General features: G+C 57.9%; 18 protein-coding genes. 4 read left to right on the plus strand and 14 right to left on the minus strand.

Going from position 1 to position 18,136, the window contains the following annotated elements; genetic code table 11:
• Positions 1-348: 348 nt before the first annotated feature.
• Together Q0650_RS01180 and Q0650_RS01185 are read right to left on the minus strand one after the other, a co-directional pair.
• Positions 349-2,082, minus strand: coding sequence for a long-chain fatty acid--CoA ligase (locus tag Q0650_RS01180; protein ID WP_298814977.1), 1,734 nt, complete (start codon positions 2,080-2,082; stop codon positions 349-351).
• A gap of 97 nt (positions 2,083-2,179) precedes the next feature.
• On the minus strand, positions 2,180-2,350 hold the full coding sequence (locus Q0650_RS01185) for a hypothetical protein (protein ID WP_156525280.1): 171 nt from the start codon (positions 2,348-2,350) through the stop codon (positions 2,180-2,182).
• Between the two features lie 208 nt (positions 2,351-2,558).
• Here Q0650_RS01185 and Q0650_RS01190 point away from each other — a divergent pair, with 208 nt between their 5' ends.
• Positions 2,559-3,599, plus strand: coding sequence for a tagatose 1,6-diphosphate aldolase (locus tag Q0650_RS01190; RefSeq protein ID WP_298814979.1), 1,041 nt, complete (start codon positions 2,559-2,561; stop codon positions 3,597-3,599).
• 210 nt (positions 3,600-3,809) lie between these two features.
• On the opposite strand, the gene Q0650_RS01195 is transcribed toward Q0650_RS01190, so the two are convergent.
• From Q0650_RS01195 to Q0650_RS01220, 6 genes are all read right to left on the minus strand, one after another.
• On the minus strand, positions 3,810-4,061 hold the full coding sequence (locus tag Q0650_RS01195; RefSeq protein WP_298814981.1) for an acyl-CoA carboxylase epsilon subunit: 252 nt from the start codon (positions 4,059-4,061) through the stop codon (positions 3,810-3,812).
• Positions 4,062-4,111: 50 nt separating this feature from the next.
• Positions 4,112-4,852 (minus strand): type 1 glutamine amidotransferase, encoded by a 741-nt coding sequence (locus Q0650_RS01200; RefSeq protein ID WP_298814983.1) that lies wholly within the window; start codon positions 4,850-4,852, stop codon positions 4,112-4,114.
• A 31-nt stretch (positions 4,853-4,883) separates the two neighbouring features.
• Positions 4,884-6,152 (minus strand): glutamate-5-semialdehyde dehydrogenase, encoded by a 1,269-nt coding sequence (locus Q0650_RS01205; protein ID WP_298814985.1) that lies wholly within the window; start codon positions 6,150-6,152, stop codon positions 4,884-4,886.
• Positions 6,139-6,480 carry a hypothetical protein gene (locus Q0650_RS01210; protein ID WP_298814987.1) on the minus strand — a complete coding sequence of 114 codons (342 nt, stop codon included), beginning with the start codon at positions 6,478-6,480 and terminating at the stop codon, positions 6,139-6,141. Before Q0650_RS01210 ends, Q0650_RS01205 begins: the two co-directional genes overlap by 14 nt.
• Positions 6,481-6,543: 63 nt before the next feature.
• A complete protein-coding gene (locus Q0650_RS01215) occupies positions 6,544-7,065 on the minus strand; it encodes a DUF1772 domain-containing protein (protein ID WP_298814990.1) in 522 nt (173 codons plus the stop codon).
• Between the two features lie 23 nt (positions 7,066-7,088).
• Entirely contained in the window at positions 7,089-7,568 is a 480-nt protein-coding gene (locus Q0650_RS01220) for a DUF2269 family protein (RefSeq protein ID WP_298814993.1), read from the minus strand.
• Between the two features lie 63 nt (positions 7,569-7,631).
• Between Q0650_RS01220 and Q0650_RS01225 the strand changes: the two genes are divergently transcribed.
• Complete coding sequence (locus Q0650_RS01225) at positions 7,632-8,603, plus strand: AraC family transcriptional regulator (protein ID WP_298814996.1); 972 nt, start codon at positions 7,632-7,634, stop codon at positions 8,601-8,603.
• 222 nt (positions 8,604-8,825) lie between these two features.
• Positions 8,826-10,244, plus strand: a complete 1,419-nt coding sequence (locus Q0650_RS01230; RefSeq protein ID WP_298815100.1) for a malic enzyme-like NAD(P)-binding protein — start codon at positions 8,826-8,828, stop codon at positions 10,242-10,244.
• Positions 10,245-10,322: 78 nt separating this feature from the next.
• Here Q0650_RS01230 and Q0650_RS01235 read toward each other — a convergent pair whose 3' ends face one another.
• From Q0650_RS01235 to htpX, 3 genes are all read right to left on the minus strand, one after another.
• Positions 10,323-11,147: a hypothetical protein gene (locus tag Q0650_RS01235; RefSeq protein WP_298814999.1), complete on the minus strand. Its 825-nt coding sequence runs from the start codon at positions 11,145-11,147 to the stop codon at positions 10,323-10,325.
• Positions 11,148-11,274: 127 nt separating this feature from the next.
• Positions 11,275-13,278 (minus strand): immune inhibitor A domain-containing protein, encoded by a 2,004-nt coding sequence (locus tag Q0650_RS01240; protein WP_298815002.1) that lies wholly within the window; start codon positions 13,276-13,278, stop codon positions 11,275-11,277.
• Positions 13,279-13,425: 147 nt separating this feature from the next.
• Positions 13,426-14,316, minus strand: coding sequence for a zinc metalloprotease HtpX (gene htpX, locus Q0650_RS01245; RefSeq protein WP_298815005.1), 891 nt, complete (start codon positions 14,314-14,316; stop codon positions 13,426-13,428).
• 208 nt (positions 14,317-14,524) lie between these two features.
• On the opposite strand from htpX, the gene Q0650_RS01250 reads away from it, so the two are divergent.
• Positions 14,525-14,737: a hypothetical protein gene (locus Q0650_RS01250; RefSeq protein WP_298815008.1), complete on the plus strand. Its 213-nt coding sequence runs from the start codon at positions 14,525-14,527 to the stop codon at positions 14,735-14,737.
• A 20-nt stretch (positions 14,738-14,757) separates the two neighbouring features.
• Here the strand turns inward: Q0650_RS01250 and Q0650_RS01255 are convergent, their stop codons facing one another.
• The 3 genes from Q0650_RS01255 to Q0650_RS01265 all read right to left on the minus strand — a co-directional run bounded on the left by Q0650_RS01255 (position 14,758) and on the right by Q0650_RS01265 (position 18,130).
• Positions 14,758-15,708 (minus strand): ring-cleaving dioxygenase, encoded by a 951-nt coding sequence (locus Q0650_RS01255; RefSeq protein WP_298815011.1) that lies wholly within the window; start codon positions 15,706-15,708, stop codon positions 14,758-14,760.
• 61 nt (positions 15,709-15,769) lie between these two features.
• The gene (locus Q0650_RS01260) at positions 15,770-16,429 is read right to left on the minus strand and encodes a response regulator transcription factor (protein WP_298815014.1); all 660 of its coding nucleotides are present in this window, start codon (positions 16,427-16,429) and stop codon (positions 15,770-15,772) included.
• Between the two features lie 240 nt (positions 16,430-16,669).
• The gene (locus Q0650_RS01265; RefSeq protein ID WP_298815017.1) at positions 16,670-18,130 is read right to left on the minus strand and encodes a dihydroorotase; all 1,461 of its coding nucleotides are present in this window, start codon (positions 18,128-18,130) and stop codon (positions 16,670-16,672) included.
• Positions 18,131-18,136: the final 6 nt, after the last annotated feature.

The raw sequence follows: 18,136 nt of genomic DNA on the forward strand, positions 1-18,136 counted from the left end.
TAGCCGGGGGTAGGGGCGCAGCGGTGCTGCGCCCTTCTGTTGTTGCTAGCGGGTAGCCGAGAGGCGAGAGGCGATAGGTGATAGGTGATAGGTGGTCTCTGCGGTCGCGGGCGTTCATCATCTTCCGCGAGTAGGGGCGGGTTTCAAACCCACCCCTACAGACGTTTCCCCCCCTGCCTGGAGGGGCTGGTTGGTTGTGGCGTGGTATGTCGCCAGGGGATAGGCGATAGCTGATAGGCGATAGGCGATAACCAATCGTTTCTCTGCGCACTCTGCGACCTCTGCGGTAAATGAATAGGCTACAGGCGAACAGGGAGATCTTCCGCTCGTTGGGAACGAGAACCCGATTTACGCCGTCGCCATTGCTGCTTTCTGTTTCGCCTTCTCTTCCTCCACCAGCACGCGACGCAACACCTTGCCTACCAGCGTCTTTGGCAGCTCGGTGCGGAACTCGACCTCGCGCGGCACTTTATACGGCGCCAGATGTAGCTTGCAGAACTCCTTGATCTCTTCAACGGTTGGCTGCTCGCCCGGCTTCGGCACAATAAATGCCTTCACCGTATCATCACCGCGCTGTGGGTGTGGAATGCCAACCACCACCGCCTCCATCACCTTTGGATGCATGAAGAGGACTTCCTCTACATCGCGCGGCAATACCTTCAAACCGCCAACGTTGATCATGTCCTTCTTACGATCGACAATGTAGAAGTAGCCATCTTTATCGACACGGGCAATATCGCCGGTGTGCAGCCATCCTTCACTGTCAATCGTTTGCGCCGTCTCCTCAGGCCGTTGCCAGTACCCCTTCATCACCTGCGGCCCGCGCACGCACAATTCACCGGTCGCATCGCTGCCAGGCTCAATCTCCCGGCCTGTATCGAGATCGATCACCTTGGCCTCGGTATCAGGCAGCGGAATTCCGATGCTGCCGGCCCGTCGCTCGCCAAAAACCGGGTTGCAGTGCGTCACCGGGCTGGCCTCAGTCATGCCAAAACCTTCCACCAGGCGACCGCCGGTAAGCTGACCGAACTTCTCCTGAACTTCCATCGGTAGCGGCGCCGATCCGCTAATACATGCCTTCACGCTGCGCAGATCGTATTCGTTGACCTTGGGATGATTGATAATCCCGATGTACATTACCGGCACGCCGGGGAAGAGCGTGCAGCGTTCGCGCTGAATCACATTCATCACATTGTCAATCGGGCGCGGGCTGGGCACAATCACAATCTCGGCGCCGATGTGGATGCTGTACATCATGGCTACGGTCATCCCATAGACGTGGAAGAAGGGGATAGCCGCCATCATCTTCTCGCCGCCGGGTTGCCCGCGGGTCAGCCATGCCGCAACCTGTACCGTATTGGCGATCAGGTTGCGATGGGTTAACATAGCAGCTTTCGGCAGGCCGGTCGTGCCACCGGTGTACTGGAACAGCGCCACATCATCGGGGCTAACGTTTACTTTGGGCGGCGTAGGACCATACTTCTCCAGCAGATGTTGGAAGAAGAAGATGTCCTGCTCGGGCATCACATCCACCCACTCTGGCGTCTTCTTCTGCGCGCTCTTCACCAGCAGGTTCGATGGGAAGCCGAGCGTATCGAAGATATGCGCCACAATCACCCGCTTAACCGGAGTCTCGGCCCGCACCTCGCGCAGACGCGGCCAGAAGATGTTCAACAGCACAATCGTTTCGGCGCCCGAGTCGTGCAACTGATGCTGCAATTCGCGCCCGGTATAAGTGGGGTTGGTATTGACGACAATCGCGCCCAGTCGCATGCAGGCATAGAAGGTGATGATGTAGTGTGGTGAGTTAGGCAACATCACCGCTACCCGATCCCCCTTGCGCACGCCAAGCTGGTAAAGCGCCGTCGCCATCCGATCAACTTTTTCGTTCAACTGCCGGTACGTCATCTTGCCGCCGACGGTGAATCGTCCGCCTAGCAGGTAGCGCAAGACGAAATTAGTAGCTGTGTGGTCGGCGTAGGTCTTGGCACTGTTGTGCAGCATGTCGCTGAGCGTTATGTCCGGGTACGTCAGCGATGGCGGCACACCCGGTTCGTAGTACGACAACCAGACTTTGTCCAATTTGCACCTCCTTGTGCGCTTAAGTGGGTCGGGAATAAGCGCCTGTACTGCTGCGCGGTGAAAGCAACTCCAACGCTCTCACCGCATCCAATCGTGACTATACATCGTCGCGGAGCCAGCCCCGTTCGCGAGCAATGAATTTAATAGTGGCATCGTCCGGCGGATATAATCCGGCTGCCTGATAAGCGTAGGCGAGCAGCGCTGCGCCGCCAATCAGACCAATAATCAGTCCAAGTAGAAAGGTGAAGACTCCGATCACCTGTTTCATATAACCTCCCCGTAACTATATCCCATATGCATTGGGGGAATACATATCGATTGTACCATATTTTACCGGTTCTGGAAGTGGATCGAGTATAATAAAGGTGTTGCCGCTCTGCTCCTTCCCAATACGTGTCCATATGTTATTCGTCCACTTATTTTACCAGTCTTGTTTCACTGGTTGCTGCTCGATGATCTGAACAAGGAGTTGTCCAATGGCTAAAGTGAAAATGACGCGGGGAAAGTTCAATGGCATCCAGGCTTGCGCTGATGCTAATGGTATTATTGCAGCCGCGGCAATGGATCAGCGCGGTTCGCTCAAGAAAGCAATTGCCAAAGCTCGTGGCGCTGATGCAACCAACGAAGATCTGACCGCATTCAAGACGGCAGTAACCCGCATTTTGACTCGCTACGCCAGCGCGATTTTAATGGATCCAGAATATGGCCTGCCCGCTATCGCTCAACGCGCTCCCGGTACCGGTGTGTTGCTCGCTTACGAGAAGACCGGTTATGATGCGTCGGTGCGCGGTCGTTTGCCCGATCTGCTCGATGTCTGGAGTGTGCGCAAGTTGAAAGAAGCCGGCGCTGATGCGATCAAGATTCTTCTCTACTACAATCCGTTTGACGATGCCGCTATCAATGACATCAAGCATGCCTTCATCGAGCGGATTGGCGCTGAGTGCGCGGCGAATGATATTCCCTTCTTCCTCGAACCGATTGCCTATGATGATACCGTCGGCGACGAGAAGAGCTTCGAATTTGCGCTGGTCAAGCCCAGGTATGTGACCGCCTACATGGCCGAGTTTTCGAAGCCCCAGTACGGCGTCGATGTGCTCAAGGTTGAAGTGCCGGTCAATGTCAAGTTTGTCGAGGGGATGCGGGTATTTAGCGGCCAGAAGGCGTATAGCCGCGAAGAAGCGAAAGAATTTTTCCGCCAGGCTGCCGATGCTGCTCGCAAGCCCTTCATCTACCTCAGCGCCGGTGTCTCTGATGAGGTCTTCCGCGAGACGCTCGAACTGGCCGCCGAGGCTGGTACACCGTTCGCCGGCGTGCTCTGTGGTCGCGCAACCTGGCAAGATGGTATTCCAGTCTACGCCCAGCACGGTCTGGCTGCGCTTGAGTCCTGGCTTGAAGATCGCGGTGTTGCCAATATTATGGCTCTGAATGAGACGCTGGCCAAGGGCGCAAAGCCGTGGTGGACGATTTACGGTGGTCTGGAGAATATCGAAATAGTTGACCTTCCGACGCTGAACTGATCGCGTTCGCTGCCGTTTACGCTCACGCCGAAATTGATCGCTTCCCTTCGTCTAACGGTTTCGCCCTCTCTCACACGAGAGGGCGAAACTGTCGGGCTGTGCATGCTGATACCGGTTTCAGGCGCAATGATATTGCTGACAGCGATTGCTACGATTTCACCAAAACAAGAGACAGGCTGATAGCGTTCTGTTCGACACCCTCACACCGAATCACATCCCCACAATTCCCATCCCGCCACGACCGGCGCGGCGCAATCGCTCAATGGTTGACCAGCGTGGCGCTACCGGCACTCGCACTGGTGGCAGGCCCTGCGCGATCAGGCGCATCGAGTCCCGCCAGCGTGCCGGTAATGCTCCCACTTCTGCCCCGCTCTGCGCAGACTCTTCGGCTAGAAGCAAGGTGATTGCCGCCACTGCTGCCGCTGCTTCTTCTTCAGTCGGCGAGCCAGTAATGATATGCATAGAACTGCCTCTCATCGTTGCGTCAATCTCGTTGTGAAATGTGTTCATCTCTATCGCCGAACCAACCGCTGCACCATCACCCGCTGCGCTGTCAGTTCGCGTTCGGCGGGTAATGGCGGTACCTCAATCTGTGTTCCATAACGTCGGCGCAAAGCCAGCTCAATCAGGTGATCGGTCAATTGCGGATTTTTCGGCAACAATGCGCCGTGCAGGTAGCAACCAAAGGTATTGCGATAGATTGCGCCACCCCAGCCATCCTGACCGTTGTCGCCATAGCCGATCAATACTCTACCCAATGGCCTGACCCCTGCGCCGTGGAATGTGCGCCCGCTGTGATTTTCAAAGCCGACCAACCGCCATGGCCCTTGTCCGAGATCGACCTCGATCACGATGTTGCCGATCATGCGTTGCTTGCCGGCGATCGTATGCACATCGAGCGCACCCAGACCGGGTAATCGTTCGCCGGTATGGGTAAGAAAGTAGTGACCAAGCAACTGATAACCGCCGCAGATCGCCAGCACAACCAGATCGTCCTCGATTGCAGCGCGCAGGGCCGGCCCCTGCCGTTCAATCAGGTCGGTGGTGATCAATGCCTGCCCACTATCCTGCCCGCCGCCAAAAAACGCCAGATCGACTGTCGTCCAGTCAATTGTATCACCGGGATTTACAGCGACGACTTCAAGCTCGATGCCTCGGCGCGCGCATCGCTGGCGTAATGCGATCACATTGCCGCGATCGCCATAGACATTCATATGGTCAGGATAGAGATGGGCTAACCGCAATGTGAACATAAGCCTGTCAGGTGGTAGCGTCGCGCCGTTTTTACTTGCGCACCAGATAATCGCCTTCGCCGATCCAGGTGTACGTTGTTAACTCTTGCAAACCCATTGGCCCGCGCGCATGTAACCGGTTTGTCGAGATCGCTACCTCGGCGCCTAGCCCAAACTGGCCGCCATCGTTGAAGCGTGTGCTGGCATTGACAAAGACTGCCGTGGCATCAACCTCGCGGGTAAAGCGGGCTGCGCTGGTCGGGTCGCCGGTCAGAATGGCTTCGGAGTGGCCACCGTATTGGGCGATGTGATCAAGCGCTTCGTCAATATCGCTAACCACCTTAATGGCGACAATCAATGCGAGAAACTCTTGGCCAAAATCGCTCGGATCAGCCGGTTTTAAGTTCCATGATTCGTGATCGGGCGTATCGGCCAGAATCGCTAGCGCTTCGAGATCGCAGCGCATCTCTACCCCGTGACGGGCAAGCGCCGCCGCGACCATCGGCAGGAAAGCAGGCGCTGCCGCGCGATGCACCAGCAATGTGTCGAGCGCATTGCATGCTCCCGGTCGCTGCACTTTGGCGTTGACGATCACCGGCACGGCGCGGGCAAAGTCGGCGCTCGGCTCGACATAAATATGACTGACCCCCATCCCGCCTACAATCACCGGCACGGTAGCATTCTCAACGCAGAAGCGGTGCAGACTGGCGCCGCCGCGCGGAATGATCATATCAACGTAGCGGTCAAGGCGCAGCAATTGCCGCACCAGCTCGCGGTCAGGATCGGTAATACTCTGGGCGGCAAAAGCGGGCAAGCCGGTCTGTTCCAGTGCAGTTGCAATCACTGTTGTCGTTGCCGCCACACTCCGGGCAATATCGCTGCCGCCGCGCAAAATGACCGCATTGCCGGCCTTCAGGCAGAGCGTGGCAATGTCGATCGTTACGTTCGGGCGCGCTTCATAAATCGCGCCGATCACGCCAATCGGCACCCGTCGCTTATACAGGCGCAATCCCGACGGCAATTCTCGTTGATCAAAGATCTCGCCAACCGGATCGGGCAGGTCTGCAACTTTGCGGCAATCCTCGGCGATGGCGGCAAGCCGCGCTTCGGTCAAGAGCATCCGGTCAATGATCGCCGGTGGTGTACCGTTCCGTTCGGCATCGGCGACATCGGCGGCATTGGCACTCAAAATGTCGCTCTGTCGGGCCAGCAAGCCATCGGCAATCGCATGCAGCGCCGCATTCTTCTGCTCAGTCGTCAATTTGGCCAGCGCCCGCGCCGCCGTCTTGGCGCGCCGGCCAATCGTTTCAAGATCGGTCATCGCGAGAGCCTCCCTGATCGTATTCGTCGTAGCGGCGACGTTCAGACTCAAGATAACGACGGGCACGCTCAAAGCGGTCGTCGAGTTCGCCCTTCTGGTATGCCTGCCAGAGTAACCATACAGCAGCCAGCACTAGCCCGCCTCCGATCACCATCAGCGGTAATAGCGCTGCGGCAAACACGTTTGAAGTGGCAATCACGACCATCGCTGCTGCGCCCAACGCAAAAGCGCGCCGCCGTCGTGAGCCGGGCGCGCTGCGCCGAAACTGCTCAATCAGCAGCGCGGCGATGACTATTGCCACAATTAGCCGAATGATGTCAGGACTCATATTGTCGTTCCCGTGGTATGTTCCTGGCGGCATTGTACCACAGCTACGCCGGTTCGGTTTAGCTTAACGCGGTTGTTCAGGCACTGTGCGCCGAACAGCAATATCCCCGATCCTGAAAGCTGCCCAGATCAGCAGGCCAAAACTGACGTAGTTGATCGGAGTGCGCAGCGCGTTCAATTGATTCCAGGTGTCGCGGGCCTGCGTCCAATCGGCTGGCGGCGCTGTCGGATCCCATCCCAGTACGGCGTTGTTGATCGGCACATTCAGTACAATCGTAAAGACACCGACTCCGAAAAAGAAGAGGATCCATCCCAACGCAGTTAGCCGCCAATACAGAGTATGACGTTCACGCCAGAGTCGAACCAGCGGGTACAATGGCAGCCACATGGCCAGATTGGCCACCACTATCACGCCGGTCGGGAAAGCGTCGAGGGCGCGAATCAATCCCTGCTCGATCCGGGTGTATTCGCCAGCGTTCAGAGTCATCAGAGTGGGGATAACGCCTTGCTCGAAGGTGTAGAGCAGGCCGGCAAACAGCCCAATCGCGAACGTGAAGATAAGGTGAATGATACGAATGCTCAGCATACGCTCTCCTGATCGTAATGCGTTCACCATAGCGGTGGCTCAAAGATTTTCAGCGCCAGAATGATGACTACCAGGATGCCCATCGCCATGCCAACCTGATTGGAACGGCGCGCCAAAGCCTGATATTCCGGATCGTCAGCGCCTTTCGCCGCCAGGGTGTTGATCTGGCGGTTGAGCAGCGGAGTGTAGACGCCATAGGCGATGCTCATGGCGATGAGGTAGAGCGCAATCGCTACCCATAGAAACGGCGCAACACTCTTTCCCCATACGATCATTAACACCCCGGTGACGCCACCGATGAGATAACATGGGTTGGCTACGTAATCATCGATCCATTTCACCCCGCGTAACGCAAAAGCGAGCTGCGTCGGATCGCGCGAGCCACGCATGATCCAGATCGCGTAGCTGGCGTTCAGGCCGACCGCCGTCATTGTGGTAAAGATGTGCAGGAAGACGAGGAGCGTGTATCCCAATGGATGCGCGCCGTCTGGTGGTGGGTGCATAGCTGTTCCTCCTTTGACGAGCAGACGATACGTTGACTATAATGGCAACCGTCTGGATGATCTATGTTGATTCATCCGTTTTGCTTTGCCAATCGTCCACACTCTATGGATGCATTCACCTCCATTCTCGACACGCTGCGCCTCAAAAGCAGCGTGTACTGCCGTTCTGAGCTGGGTTCGCCGTGGGGTTTGCACTTCGCGCCGCGTTCGTGTGCGGTCTTTCATGTATTGCACCGCGGTAATGGTTATGTGCGTCTGTCTCATGAAGAAGCGTTGCTGCCGTTGCGCGAAGGCGATGTGATCCTCTTGCCGGGAGGAGATGAGCATACGCTGCAAGAGACGCCAACGGCGCCGCTGTTCCGCAATATCGAGCTGGATCAATGGGGGGAATGCGCTTTGATGCGCTGGAGTGATCAACCAACGACTGTTGTACTGTGCGGAACGTTCGCCCTTGAGCAACAAGTCCTGCTTCCGTTGTTGACGCAGTTGCCTCGTCTCGTGCATATTCCGCGTAGCGAAGCCGATTCGCTTAACAGTGTGCTGGCGCTGATGGCTGCTGAAGCCGAGGCGTCACGGCCTGGCAAAGAGGTCATTCTGCGTCGGCTGGCCGACATTCTGTTCATTCAGATCATTCAGCGTTGGGTGGCGCTACAAGGTGTCGAACGCTGCGGCTGGTTGGGCGCGCTGCACGATCCGCTGATTGGCAAAGCCTTGAGCCTGATCCACTCGCATCCCCAACATCCCTGGACGGTTGCGGCGCTGGCGCAAGCCGTTGCCTGTTCGCGTTCGGCATTTGCCGCGCGTTTTGCCGCTCTGGTTGGCGAATCGCCAATCGCCTACCTGAACCGCTGGCGCGCGCAGTTGGCTGTTCGTCTGCTGGCCGAGCAACCGCGCGCAAAGGTGAGCGACATTGCCGCGCAGGTTGGCTACGATTCCGAAGCCGCTTTCAGCAAGGCGTTTAAGCGCCAGATTGGCGTCGCGCCGCGCGCGTATCGACTGTTAACCCAACAAGCCTATCCCAATCCAACAGCCTGAATATCCGGCAGTGGTGGCGCTGTTTCGCCATCCTTCTGATCGGGGCGACGTAACCTGATCGGCTGATAACACGTGCCACGCAGCCAGTGTCGCGACCGGTATTGCTCACTTTCCTGCGCGCGATTGCTGCTACCTGTGGTACTATACAAAAATAAGGCAATGCTGCCCGTCATCGTGACGGGCATTTTTGTGCGTTTCATTCCAGAAAACGAGGTGAAGGGTATGTCCGTTGGGGTGGCTTACACGCTGACCTTGCGCTGTCAGATCGAGAACCGGCCCGGTATGCTGGGCCGGCTCACGACGCTGATCGGCGAGTTCGGCGGCGACATCGGCGCCATCGATATTGTCCGCGCCGAACGCAACATTCTGGTGCGTGACATCACTGTGCGCGTGCAAGATGAACAACACGGTGAACAACTGGTAGCCGCGATCAACATGCTTCAGAACATCAAAGTGCTTCAGGTCAGCGACCGTGTATTCCTTACCCACCTTGGCGGCAAACTCGCCACTCAGAGCCGCGTCTCGCTCAAAACCCGCGATGATCTCTCGCTGGCGTACACGCCAGGTGTAGCTCGTGTCTGCCGCGCAATTGCCGATGACCCCGAAAAGGTCTATTCGCTCACCTGGAAGGGTAATAGCGTGGCTGTCGTCAGCGATGGTTCGGCGATCCTCGGTCTGGGTAACCTCGGCCCCGAAGCGGCAATGCCGGTGATGGAGGGCAAAGCGATCCTGTTCAAAGAGCTGGCGAATATTGATGCGGTGCCGATCTGTCTGCGCTCGCAAGACCCTGATCTGATTGTGCAAACCGTTGAGCAGATTGCTCCCAGCTTCGGTGGCATCAATCTCGAAGATATTGCCGCTCCTAACTGCTTTCTGGTTGAAGGTCGGCTCGAAGAGAGTCTCGATGTTCCGGTCATGCACGATGACCAGCATGGCACTGCTGTGGTAGTGTTGGCTGCCTTGCGCAATGCGCTTCGCCTCACCGGTAAAACGTTGTCCGATGTGCGGGTGGTTGTGAATGGCATCGGCGCTGCCGGTACCGCGATCATTCGCGCCCTGATCGAGGCCGGTGTGGGTGAGATTACGGCAGTTGATCGATTTGGGATTCTGGTCGAAGGTGATCATGCCCGCCAGACCCCAATGCAGCGGATTATTGCTTCTCTGACTAACCGCGAACGCCGTCGCGGCGATCTGTCGGTTGCGTTACGAGGAGCTGATGTCTTTATCGGCGTTTCCAGAGGGAATATCCTAACGCCTGACCACGTGCGCGCAATGAGCGCCGATCCGATCATCTTCGCTCTGGCCAACCCCATTCCCGAAGGCGATCCCGATATGCTGCGTCAGTACGCTCGTGTGGTTGCGACCGGTCGCAGCGATCAGCCCAATCAGATCAACAATGTGCTGAGCTTCCCCGGTATCTTCCGCGGTGCGCTTGATGTCAATGCGCGCAAGATAACTTCGGCGATGCGCCTCGCCGCCGCCGAAGCGCTGGCGCAAGTGATCCCTGAAGAAGAGATGAACGAGGATTACATTGTGCCCAGTGTGTTTAATCGCCAGGTCGTGCCGGCGATCGCCGCTGCTGTGGCGCGCGCTGCTATTACCGATGGCGTAGCTCGGCGCGCTTACACGCCGGGTGATTGAGCGCAGTAGCGAGGCGGATAACGACGCTTCGCTCCAGGATGCCGAAACGCCACCTCACCCCGATCGCGCGTTTCGGCATCACCGATTCTGCGTCAACCATACCCGCCATTCGGCTTCGAGTGTTGCCAGCTCAACACCGTATATGCCGTAGTAATCGGCGCTCCCCGCAACGCCATTTCCGCTCTGATAGAGCCGGTCAAATGCGTCACGTCCATACTGACTCAAGAGGTATTCTACAAAACTGGCCCACTGATAGTAGAGGGTATTCATTTCGGCGGCGGATCGTCCCAAATGGTTGGCAACTAGCGGCATCGGCGCTTGCCCGCCGAGAAAGGCGTGAAAGTCAGGCGAGCGACCGAGCCAGTACATTCCCGCACCCCAGGTTGCCCAGCCTTCGAGCAGAATCGGGTCACTCTGAAGATGGGCATCACCATAGTAATCGTGGGCGAGCTGGTGAACAAATTCGTGCGCGAGAATATTCACAGCGCGGGCCGCTGGAATGTCCGCGCATGTAAAGACCTGCGCTTCGCGTCGGCTGGTATAGGCTGCCCCGTGCAGGGCACAGTTCGGTTCAGCCTGAATTGTTACGGTAATCGGCCCGGTTGGCGCAGTTGCCGTGCGCGCGCTGACGTAGGCCAGCGCAGCGTACAGTTCGGCGGTGATGGCCTGGTCGCTTGTGCCCGGGGGCAGCGCGTTTGCTGCGACGATAACCTGTAGTGTCGCCGCGCTCACCGGCATCATCGTTGCCCTGAGGCTCTGCGGCTGCTCAACATTGCCGATACTGGCAACGATTGGCGAAATGTACGGTTCAGATTGGTTGACCCGATGGAAAGCAATCGCGCCGGCTATGATGATCAAAACGGTTGCGATCAGCCACCAGTGTCTCTTGTGCGGTAGCGCCATAGAGTGGCCTTTGCCCTGATCGCGGTGATGGCAGGTCGCTACTGACGTTCGTGCCAATGATAGATTGCCGTTGACGGTTCAAACGGTTGTCGCCAGCGCTTACGCAATCTCTGGCATCTCTCTAACTCTACTCACTGATCACTTCATACTGCGCGCGCTCGCTGGTATGCGGAGTCACGGCAATGACTACCAGGATGCCACGCTCTCCGTTGTTGAGTGTGGCCGTTGCCAACCCGTCGCTATCGGTGGTTAACGCCTCTACGGTTATCTGTCCGTTGGCTGCCGCGCGCACCAGGCGCAATTCCCATTGTTGTGGAAGATCGCCATCGATCCGCGCGAACCCTATCGCTTCCCAATCGCCGGGGCCGTCTTCAACATCGTCGCGAAAGCCGATCTCAGGAATTGCGATGTTGTCGATCATGATACCCGGCGCATGCACACCCTGATCGTTGATCGACCAGAAACGCAAGAGGATCTCGCGTCCGGCAAAGGGAGTGAGATCCATCTGCTCGGTCACCCAGCGCCCTCGCAAACCATCCTCTACATTCGCCTCCGGTCGTCCTGAAACACCGGTCAGACCGTGCCCGTAATTCACCCCCTGCGGATCGTAGTCTGTCGTCCACATACCGGGCAATGTCTCCCAGGTCTGACCCTTGTCCGTGGAAACGGTGACAAAGGCGTAGTCGTAGTCGTCTTCAATTTCAAACCACATATCAAAGGTCAGCGTTGCTGCGCTTACAGCGCGCAGATCGACCTTGCGCGTGAGCATTGCTACGCTATCATCACTCCGGTTGCTCCACCAGGCATAGCGACCACGCGGCATTTGTCCGGCAATGCGCGTTGTTGTATCGCCGCGAAAGGTCACCGCGCGCGTGTTGCGTGGCAGTTCCAGATAATCTACCCCGAACTGGATGATGTCATCACTGTAACGACTGTCAATCGGAGTGGGTCGTATTTTTCGTGGCAACAGGTTGCTCAGTTCAGTGCCGGTATCGTAGGTGTAACGCCCATCGCCGACTCGCGGGTCATTGATCAGATTGGCGACAGCCCAATCAGCCATAATCTGGCGAAAATGGGTAATGTCGGGCCGGGTGCGCGCAGTCAGCGCGACAAATGCCTCGAGATTATGGCCGGCATTAGCCTGAATCAGGGGGCGCAACTGATCGCGACCGGCATACTGCGCATAGATATAGCGCATAAACAGGTGAGCTGCTCCGTAATGTACGCCTGACTGACCGGGCGCGAAGCCCCATCCGGTGAGCTGGATGTCAGGATTGCGCAGGTAAAGCGGAATGAAACCTTCACTCTGGAAGCCATTGAGGTCTTCGGCTAACTGCGACATGCCTTCATTCAACCAGAGCGCGCTACCCGGCTGCTCATTCTGGTGGATCATGTGCTGGAATTCGTGGGCCAGCACGTCAAGGTAGGTATCGCTATCAAACGGCATCAATTCGATGTTCATAAAGAACATCTCGCGCTCGTTGCTGTAACGATTGATCTGTCGGGGTAGCGAGTCGCTGGAGGAATAGTAGCCTAAGATTTGGCGGCTGCGCTCAACCGCATTGAGGATGGTAATGCGGTTGTCACCATCAACACCGGGTTGCGCTTCGCTGCCGAAGATCTCGCGAGTGCGCGGATAGATCTCTTGCTCAAAGGTTTGGGCAGCGCGTTCGAGCGCCCGCTGGTCGTAAGGCACACCCGTTTCCACGTACATCAGCACAATCGGCCCGACGTAGCGCAGCTCAGCAGTAATTTCATATTGGGTATCGTCGCTAAAGTCGGTCACGAAAAAGGTGCGTCGTTCACCCACCTGCACATCGAGTGGCTCGCTGCGTGCTATGTAGGGGCATGCGTCTGGCGCCGAACGACAGGCGCCGAGCTGGCGGGCCAGTTCAACCTGATCGCGCGGCAATCTGGCAGCAGCGTCGATCAGGGCAATTTCGTCAACACTGCCGATCGGTTCCGGTATCACGGTCGCTACCGGAGTTGGTGGGGCCGGCGGCGCATCGGTTGAGCCGGTAATCGGTGTTCTGGAAGGCTTGTCAGGCGTCGGTTCAGCCGGCGGCATGCAGCCTGTCAAAACGGTCAGCACAGCGATGATTGTGATCAGGGAATGAAGTGCGCGTTTCATTATCCTTACGCCTTTGCGCTATCCGCCAAACGCCGTCATGCCTTCCCCTGCATTGTACCGCAAAAAGAGCGCCACTCGCCATCGAGTGACGCCCATAAAAAAGGGGGGAAGGGGATAATCTATGTCAACGCGCTGCGGGCATGGCTGTTACGCGGCGATGGCAGTGTTCCCACTACGATTGGCCATCGCGCGCAGGCGCGAGATTCGCTTGTGCGTCTCCGGGTGGGTGCGGAACAGGCTGGCCAGGCCACCCAATACCGGATTGATAATGTACAGGTGTGCAGTTGCCGGACGCGCCTCTTCCATCGGCATCCGCCCCGCTGCCCACTCCAGCTTCTCAAGCGCGCTGGCAAGTGGCAACGGATTACCCAGAATTTGAGCGCCGCCAGCGTCAGCCATATATTCACGCGAGCGCGAGATCGCCATCTGAATGATCAGTGCCATGATCGGCGCCAGCATCGCCGTAAGCACGCCGCCAACCATCCCGGCGAGGCCACCATCCTCCTCATCACTACCTCCCAGTCCGGCAAAGATCATACCCCACATCACCATGTCGGCCAACATCCCAATCGCGCCAGCGATGGTAGCCGCAATTGATGAAATGAGGGTGTCACGATGCTTGATATGCGCCAGCTCGTGCGCAATCACCCCGGCCAACTCCTCGCGCGTCAGCAGGCGAGCAATGCCGGTTGTCACCGCGACAGCGCCATGCTCCGGATCGCGACCGGTAGCGAACGCATTCGGTGCATCGGTGTCGATAATGTAAACGCGCGGCTTTGGAATGCCGGCCCGTCGCGATAGCTCTTCAACCATCGTGTGCAGTTCAGGCGCTTCGTCAGGCGATACTTCTTGTGCGCCACTCATCTTGAGCGCCAAGGTGTCAGAAAACCACCACGCGCCCATATTCATAATGATGGCCAGAACGAAGGCGATGATCATACCGATCTGACCGCCAACTGCGCCACCGATCACGATAAACAGACCGGTGAGCAATCCGAGCAGGCCGACTGTCTTCAAGCTGTTTATGAATATCGTCATGTGGTCTCCTCCACAGCATGAACAGAGGCTTAATGCGTATTGTTGTAATTGCACTATCAGTATAGCGAAGCGGGTGGAGGTAGCCAAGGGGTTGCCTTTCCCGTTGGAGTGGGAAGAAGTTCCCGTTCGGATGGCGCGCATGGTCTCTGCGCAGCCGCCGAGAGGATGCTGCCGGTAGCGAGTGGGTTGCGTCGAGCAGGAGCCGCAGATGGTACCCTTAGTCCGGCTAGTGCCGCGCCCTATCACCAGCGTGATCGGTTCATTCGATGGCAGATTGGGCAATGCGCGATTGCTATCGGGGTTTTTGGCTTGGGTTGACTGGCTACGCTCTGATCACCCCGACGCGCCTGATCGCGACGTAAAGCGGAGTCTAAACCCTGACAGGCTGGTGTACCTGTCAGGGTTGTGTTACCACCATTGACCGGCACGATAACGTTACCGCTACAACGGTTTCAATCCAGCCTCAATCTCAGCTCGATATGGTTCAAGGAAAGGTGGCAATGCTAGCCGCTCACCCAAGGCATCAAACGGCTCATCGACCGCAAATCCTGGCTCATCGGTTGCCAGCTCAAAGAGGATGCCGTTCGGTTCACGGAAGTAGATGCTGCGAAAGTAGTAACGGTCAACAATCCCGCTGTTGGGGATGCGTAACTCGCGCAACCGCCGTGCCCACGCCTCGTGTTCAGCAAAGGTTGGCACGCGGAAGGCTACATGATGGACTCCGCCGGCGCCTGGCTGAGCCGGCGGTAACTGCGGTTGCCCGATCACGTGTACCTCGGCTGCCGGCCCGCCTTCGCCCATCGTGTAGACGTACACCGTGTCACCGGGATAATCGGGATGCACATAGCTCCGCTGCAATTGCATGCCGAGCGCCATGCGGAGCACGGCATCGGTCGGACCGGGTCGGGCTACGCTCAACATCACCGGCCCTAACCCGCGAATCTGGTGTTCGGCAGGCACCGGACTGTATTGCCACGGCACAAATTCGCCGGCGCCACCATCATCGATCAGGGTCAGCCGTTGCCCTTCCGGGTCTTCAAAATCCAGCGCCAGCCGGCCATCGCGTTCGTTCACCTCGCCAACTACAATGTTCGCTGCGCGGAGTCGTTCGGCCCACCATTCCAGGCTGGCTCTTCCATGAACCCGCAGCATTGCGCGAATGATGCTATGCGTACCGCGCCGTTCGGGTGGCACTGGCCAATCAAAGAAGGTCAGGTCGCTACCGGGTGTGCCGACGCCGTCAGCGTAGAAGAGATGGTAGGCGCTGGTATCGTCTTGATTTACAGTGCGCTTAACCAGTCTCATGCCGAGCACGCGGGTGTAGAAATCGTAGTTACGGCGAATGTCGGCTGAGATGGCTGTAACGTGGTGAATACCGGTCAGAGAGAGCATGATACATTCCTTCGCCGCCATCGCACCATTGCATGGTGCGATGGCATGATTGTCCTGGTCATCAACGGAGTTCCGGAGGCGGCACCAGCCCGCGCTGTACGGCGACAATCGCCGCCTGAGTGCGGTTACTAACGCCGAGCTTCTGAAAGATCTCACTCAAACGGTTGCCGACCGTCTTCTCGGCTAGACTGAGCTTGAGGGCAATAGCGCGATTATCATCACCCTGAGCAACAAGAGCGAGAATATCGCGTTCACGTGGCGTCAGCACTTCATTCAGTGACGGCGCATTATCATTCCGGCGCAGCAGATCAAGCACTCGCGCGGCGGCGCTGCCGGCCAGCGCTGCTTCACCGCGGTAAACCACGTGAATGGCTTCGATCAGCTCAGTCGCATCGGCATCCTTCAGCAGATAGGCGTTAGCGCCGGCCCGCAGGGCCTCGAGCACTGTCTGTTCGTCGCGGTGCATCGTCAACACGACGCAGCGCGTGTTAGGGCTGACCTGCCCGATCTGACGCGCGGCCTCAATGCCGGTCATCACCGGCATTGACACGTCGAGCAGGGCGATGTCAGGTTGAGTGGCCTTGGCCGCTTCAACCGCAGCCGCGCCATCGCGCACTTCGGCGACGACCTGGAAGCCGCCTTTGCGTTCGAGGATTTCTCGTAACCCTTGCCGGAACATTGTATGGTCATCAGCGATAAGGATCGTTATCGCATTGTTCATAATGCCTCCAACCTGCATGCACAGGTTTATCTGAACAAAGTATCTGTCATGCATCTTACCATGGAAGCTTCATCAAATGCCAAAAGCCGGCGCGTCCGGCAGGGTGATGGCGCGCTGGCGAACGGGGCAATCTGTTGTGCGCATCAACGTGGGCGTGGGAAACGGATCAGGTCTGCGTTTTCTCGCTCAGTTGCGTTGTTGGCGAAGAAGCTGTGACCAGTGCCGGCTCTCTGTGCCGTCTCACTCCGTTTCTAAAATCCCTTCCAGCCGTGATGGTTGCGGCGCTGCCTGCGTCTGCCGACCAAAATTGTCGCGGCGGAAGACGATGTTGCCGGCAGCCATAGTCAGCATTACCTGTCCCTTCAGCCGCTGGCCGCGCAGCGGCGTGTTCTTCCCCAGTGACACGAAATGTTCCGGTTCGACCACCCAACTGCGTTCGGGATCGAAGATCACAATATCGGCAGTCGCGCCCGGGCGCAGGTTAGCAGGTGAACGGTTCAAGACCTGCGCTGGCCCCTCAGTTAGTTTTGCAATCAGGTTAACAATATCCATCTCACCTCGATGAACGAGGGTAAGGGTCAATGCCAGCGCCGTCTCAAGCCCGCTAATGCCGGGTGGCGCGATGCCATATTCGCACTCGCGATCAACCAGCGCCTGAGGGGCGTGGTCAACCGCAATGGCGTCGATCACCCCATCGCGCAACCCTTCAACCAGCGCCTCAATATGTTCGACACTGCGCAATGGTGGCTCGACCCGCGTACAACTGTCGTAAGGCGGGAGCAAAGCCGGATTGAGCCACGACGGCAGACTCAGATCAGGATGCGCTCCAGGTCGGCTGGTTTCAATCTCGTTCCGCTCTTCCAGCCAGCCTAGCAGCCAGCGGTCGGTCAGGGTAAGGTGATGAGGTGTTACTTCCGCTGTTACCCGTGCGCCGCGCGCGCGCGCGGCGCGGATGAGCGCCACGCTGCCGGCAGTGCTGACCCGGCTAATATGCAGGTGAGCGCCGGTTGCTTCGGCCAGGGCAATGTCGCGGGCAACGATTGCTTCTTCGGCGGCAGCAGGGATTCCAGGCAATCCCAGGCGGGTACTGACCGCGCCTTCGTGGGCAACCCCTCCGGCAGCCAGTTGTGGATCCTGACAACTAACCATCACCGGCAGCCCCAGCGCGGCAGCATAGGCCAGCGCGTTGCGCATCAACCCCGCGTCGGCGATTGTTCGTCCGCCATCACTGAAGGCAATGCAACCCGCTTCAGCCAGTTCGCGCATCTCGCTCAGCACGCGCCCTTCGTTGCCCAGCGTCAGCGCGCCGATCAGATCGATCCGCACCTTGCCGAAACGGTCGGCCAGTTCACGTAATTGGCGAACTGTGGCGGCATTGTCTGGAGTTGGGCGAGTGGTAGGCCGCGCGCAGAGTGTGGTAAATCCGCCAATGGCAGCGGCAGCGCTGGCGCTGGCAATCGTCTCTTTGTGCTCTTCTCCGGGCTGGCGCAGATGGGTATGCAAGTCGGTAAATCCCGGCGCAACGACGCAACCGCGCGCGTTGATCACTTCCACATCTGGACCCGGCGGCTCTCGTTCGCTGTGCAGGTCGGCGAGGTCGTATAATCGTTCGACTTTGCCATTGGTAACCAGAATATCGCCAATGGTAGCTACCCGGTTGGCCGGATCGATAATGGTGCCATTTTTGATGAGATATCGCATCGGAAC

It is taken from the genome of uncultured Chloroflexus sp. (genome assembly GCF_937129525.1).
Lineage (GTDB): Bacteria > Chloroflexota > Chloroflexia > Chloroflexales > Chloroflexaceae > Chloroflexus.